Origin of the sequence: Ensifer sp. Root1252 (assembly GCF_001425885.1) — a bacterium.
GTDB classification, from domain to species: domain Bacteria; phylum Pseudomonadota; class Alphaproteobacteria; order Rhizobiales; family Rhizobiaceae; genus Ensifer; species Ensifer canadensis.
Genome location: NZ_LMDT01000047.1, coordinates 1 through 4,966, shown reverse-complemented (window position 1 = coordinate 4,966; position 4,966 = coordinate 1). Strand labels below are relative to the sequence as shown.

Genomic DNA, 4,966 nt, shown 5'->3' with positions numbered 1-4,966 from the left:
ACTGTCCGGGATTTAGCGGAATCACTGTCCGGGAATTACTGAAAACGGTGTCCGGAGATTACCGGAAACCCTGTCCGGACTTTGCCGAAACCCGCAGCCTCAAGCCATATTGAGGCTGTTTCAGTGACCATAAGCGAGTAACATCCGCTCGATACGGCGTCTGAGCGTCCGGCAAGAGGCTGAACTAAGCGATTTGGCTTGAGCCGTCCGACTGCGGCCGGCAGCCGGCAGAACCGGCCGTGCACCGCCATGTAGCGTTGATGGTCTGGCTGATCGGCGTATCAGGGAGGAGCGCGCCGACGTCCAGATCTGCAACGATATTGAGCTCGGCACGGATGCGGTCGAGGCGATTGTAGAGACGGTCGACCTCGGAGCGAAGTCGATCGATCTTCTTCGCCTGGGCGGCGATGCTGCCGAGGAAATCCCGGCTATCGAACTGCACGTGATCCAGGACTTCGACGTCATCCTCGCAGACATGCGTCTCCAGGAATAGCCGCGCCTGCTCTTTGGTCAGCTTCCTGCCATCACCACCGTTAGACCGGCGACGCCGGCCAGCGCGACTTCACCGATCGTCGATCGGCTGCGCAACACGACGATGCTGGAGGAATTGATGAACCCCAGTCCTCGGCCACGACCGTCCGGCATCCTTGAGCGGACGGCGCTTTCGGCGGCCGCGTCACGATCATCTTCACCTGCGCCTTCGCCGGTCCGAGTTCGAGCACCAAATTACGCGACCTGCACGTCATCGCCACCATGCTTGACAAGCTTGGCTTTGATCGAACGCGAGAGCCGCATCGGTATGGCAATGCCCTCTCCTCGCGGCGACACCGAGGTCAACGGCAAATCAATGGTCGTGGCACCGTTAGCTTGCAGGGCGGTGCCGAGTGCTCCCAGCGTATCGGCGAGTGCTGCCTTTCCGCCGCGCAAACAGCGATAATCCAGGTGCAGCTGGATGATGGCGTCATTCTCCAGGGGTTGCTGGATCCGGTCCCGCACCGTGGCACGTAACGCTTCGCAGGCAGCCCACAGTCGCCGCCTTCGAGGTTGCGGAAGGGCATGCGCAAAGCCGGGGCAGACAGTTGGCTCGTGCCTTGAAGTGTTGGAATTCTTCGCAAGAGGAAGCATTGCCGGAGGAATGCTTCCATGGGACTTCGACTCGTCAATAGGCGGCAGAACGGCGCTTGCTGGCGCAACCGCTATGGCAACCATCCGCACGTTCGGGACAACCGCTGTCCAATGATTGATTAGCTTGCGGTTTGCTCCGCTTTGATGAACACGTCCGATCGGTAAAGGTCTAGGATCGGCATTTCCGTGGCAGCAATGATCGCGAGCTCAGTCGGGGATCACCAGTATCAGGTTCTCGATGTCGACATCATCTCTGGCGATGAAATCGGGGAGATGGTCCTCAGCCGATGGCAACATCGAAAGAACGGCTTTGGCTTGTTTCAGTGCGGTTCCGACAGATTGCGCACTGGCGATCGCAGAATAGAATGCACTGGCGAACGTGACCGCGGCCAGGTCGGTTATCGAGTCCGACATGGCGATAACAACGGGAACGGCGTCGAGAAGCGTCTCCGCTCCGTCCAGCGTGCCACATGCGTTGAGGACGAGGAGACGCGGCGGCTCATCGGTCGCCGAAAGAAACTTCTCAAGCTTGTGGTACTGCATTCCGATTCCGGCTGGGCTATCGACGCTACCGTTGTCGAAAAGAATGCCGGAGCCTCCGCCATGTCCCGAGAAATGGATCACATGTGGCCTTCTGTCATTCATTCCCTGGAGCATGTCCTCGAAGGTGGCCGCAGGAAAGTGGCTAACCTGGACTCGATCCCTATAACGGCTGCCTCTTAATTCCTTCTGGACGTTACGAACCTCGGCATCAGTCCGCAGCGCCCCGTCATTGAATGCCTCCGGGTTTGTTGTCAGGTACAGGACCCGGAGCGGCTCAGGCTTTGGCGGTGGAATGTTCAAAGCGCTCCTACGCATCGTCGCCATCTGCCTGACATGGTTCGTCTCCGCCTTCCGTTCTTTGGCCGCATCCCGCGATATCTTTCTCCGATCAGCTTCCTCCGAGGCCGCTAGGCTTTTTTGCTTTGATACCTTGCTGGACACCAGCGCCGACAGTTTCTTCCTAACTGCAGCGGCCTTCTTTTCGGAATCTGCCGCCTTCTTTGCAGTGCTCTCTGCCTGCCTCAGATAACTTGATCGAGTAGACGGCGATTTGGTCTTCGCGGCCGCGTCGAACTTCTTGTTTGCATCTGCCGACTGTTTATTCGCGTCACCGATATGTTTCGCGAGCGCGTTATGTAAGTCGGCTTCTGTTTTAAGCAACCGCGCAATTTCGGCTCGAAGGGTACCTGTCCGACTCATCCCGCCCTCTACGATGATTTGTGCACACGCTGGGGCGAACGCTACTCAAGATCAAGGTCCAAAGGGGTTTTGCCGAGGATAACTCGGGATAAATGTCCGGAATTATGGAGCAAATGCCACAAGGTAGAATGGTGCATCAAAAACACAGCCATTGGTTGTCATAGCCTTGCAAGAAATGTATTGACGAGAATCCACTAGCTAGATCAGCATACCCTATCTGTTCTTTTGATGGTGCTGCGTCTATGTCTGATATTGCTCGCGAGTTGGCTGACTACTCTTATGCTCACGGCCCTCACTGTCTGACCGACAATGCGGCAATGGCGCTGTTTGCGCTGATCATGATGGAACTTGATGAACGCTCGTTTTTCCGAAGGGTGAAAGACATGCTCATCGATATCGGCTGGATCGGAGAACCAGCTCCAATTCCACAGTCTGACAGACATCTACGCGAAGAATTATTCAGGGAATGGAAGCTCGATGCTTTGGTAGCGGAAGCCCAAGAAGACTTTGTTGCCCAAAGACCAGTCGGCATCGCTTAACCATATCTGTTCACCTCGAATCGACTCACGCAAAGCCGCCTGGTATGAGAGGGCATGGTTACGAGAGCGACACGAATAGGCTGACGACTTCACCCCCGCCCCAAAGGGCGGCCGTCAGCATGTGTTTCGTGTCCCGAGGTGACCATGTCTTCCAACAAGCTCCCGATCCTGTATCCAAACGCCTACGACCCCTTCGAAGAAGAGGCCAGGAGGTTGGAAATACGAGCGTTGCCTCTGGCCTGACCCCAAAGACGAATACGGTCAGCACTTCCTGTTGACCAAGAAGGCGCGCAACGTCGATCCGGCGGCCGTGTGGGGGCTCGGCGAACACGAGGCTTACGGCCTGTTCTGCTCGTTTCGCTGGTCGGCAAACGGCGGCGAGCCGTTCTGCCCGAAGTGCGGAGACCTTTCCCCTTACAGCATCAGACGTCGGCGATTTCGCTGTTCGGAGGGCGAGTGCATGCGGGAGTTCTCGGTGACGTCCGGCACCGTCTTTCACTCGCGCAAGCTCCCGTTCAAGAAACTCATCATCGCCATCTGGGAGGATGTCACGGCTGTCAAGGGCATGGCCGCCTTGCACCTCACCCGCAAGCTCGGCGTCGAGTACAAGACCGCCTGGGTTCTGTTGGCGAAGATCAGGGAGGCGATCGGCAAGCGCCGGGCGAAGATGAAGCTCTGGGGTTCCGTCCAGATCGACGGCAAGTACATCGGCGGACACATCAAGCCGGAAAACAAGAAGGAGGAGCGTATCGACCGCCGCCGCAGGGAAAACCAGAACGGCAAGCGCATGTGCGTACTTTCGATCCGCGAGCACAATCCTGATGCGCCGAACAGGACGATCACGCGTGTCGTCTCAGACGAGAACCCGAAAGCTGCCTGGGCGGCCGTGCGTGACCACGTCGAGCCACGGTCGTTGCTGACCGCCGACGAACATGGATCGTACGACGATCTTGTCGGCCTGGCGATCCTCCGACGAGTAAATCACAGCAAGGCCTACCAGACCGAGGACGGGACCGACACAAACCGGATCGAGAGCTTCTTCGCCCGCGCCGAGCGCTCGTATGTCGGCATTCACCACCGCTTCTCAGTGAAATACCTGGACTGGTACATGGCGATGATCGCCTGGAAGGAAGACACCCGTTACATGGGCCTTCGCTGGCAGCTCGCCGACGTGCTGCGCACCGTCACCCACCGCACGACGTCGGAGAACCTTTGCGGCTACTGGCAGGGTGCGGCGGAGCGGATCGACGGCCAGGTGTGGGACGAAGACACGACGGTCAAGAAGCAGCGCTATCTGCTGTGATCGAGGAGCGTCAGCGTTGACCGAGGATTAGCCGTCAGGCAGGCTTGAGGGTGCAGAAGGATGTTCAAAATGGCAAGACGACCTATTTTCCCGCCGCTCACCACCAAAAAGCCAAACGAGGTTTTGCTCTAAGCCACCCCATATCCAGACGCTATCTGGCAATCTCCCATAATCGTCTGCGTCCGTTTGGAGCGTCCGACGACCGAACAAGCCCTGCCTGCTCCATCCGTTCGAGTAGGCCGGAGAACCTCCCAGCCAGGTTTGGGCCGATCCCGTCGATTTCGGTCGCAAAGCCCTCGCGTTCGGCAAACCGTTTCGACAAATCACCGGCAAGGACCGGCTCTTCGGAATCTCTGAGAAGTTCGAGAACGCCGCGGCGGACATCGCGGCCTTTGAGAAGGTCGGTGACGCGCCGGCCGGGCGTTGATCGATCCCTCTTCTTGGTCTGCTGACGAACTTCGGACATCGCGCTGGGATCGAAGACCTTGATCACGGTCAGGACCGCCGCCTTTTGGCCTTCCAGGATCAGAGCCTCAGCCCTGATCGACTCAAGCTGCGCCTCCAATTCGGCCAGCTTGGCTTTCAATTCTTCGACGACCGACGCCATACAATCCAACTCCATCGACGGAGCTGGAGGTAACAATTTTTGCGTCGGAAATCTTGTGGCATTTGCTTATATGAGGAGGGTCAACACAGAACTTTCGTCAGGGTGACATCTGGCACTCCGTGATTCATTGCGGCATCCATGGCCTGAGCC

The 4,966-nt window shown here is 57.8% G+C and carries 6 protein-coding genes; 2 read left to right on the top strand and 4 right to left on the bottom strand.

All coding sequences use genetic code 11. The features are described from left to right. Positions 1-184: 184 nt before the first annotated feature. From ASD02_RS31850 to ASD02_RS31840, 3 genes are all read right to left on the bottom strand, one after another. Positions 185-442, bottom strand: coding sequence for a hypothetical protein (locus tag ASD02_RS31850; protein ID WP_057221549.1), 258 nt, complete (start codon positions 440-442; stop codon positions 185-187). Between the two features lie 284 nt (positions 443-726). Continuing rightward, positions 727-996, bottom strand: coding sequence for a hypothetical protein (locus ASD02_RS31845; RefSeq protein ID WP_057221548.1), 270 nt, complete (start codon positions 994-996; stop codon positions 727-729). Positions 997-1,332: 336 nt separating this feature from the next. Then, entirely contained in the window at positions 1,333-2,328 is a 996-nt protein-coding gene (locus ASD02_RS31840; protein WP_057221547.1) for a CHAT domain-containing protein, read from the bottom strand. Positions 2,329-2,609: 281 nt separating this feature from the next. Between ASD02_RS31840 and ASD02_RS31835 the strand changes: the two genes are divergently transcribed. Next, positions 2,610-2,906 (top strand): hypothetical protein, encoded by a 297-nt coding sequence (locus tag ASD02_RS31835; protein ID WP_057221546.1) that lies wholly within the window; start codon positions 2,610-2,612, stop codon positions 2,904-2,906. A 274-nt stretch (positions 2,907-3,180) separates the two neighbouring features. After that, entirely contained in the window at positions 3,181-4,209 is a 1,029-nt protein-coding gene (locus ASD02_RS31830; RefSeq protein ID WP_057221545.1) for an IS1595 family transposase, read from the top strand. Between the two features lie 151 nt (positions 4,210-4,360). On the opposite strand, the gene ASD02_RS31825 is transcribed toward ASD02_RS31830, so the two are convergent. Beyond that, a complete protein-coding gene (locus tag ASD02_RS31825) occupies positions 4,361-4,816 on the bottom strand; it encodes a hypothetical protein (RefSeq protein ID WP_057221544.1) in 456 nt (151 codons plus the stop codon). Positions 4,817-4,966: the final 150 nt, after the last annotated feature.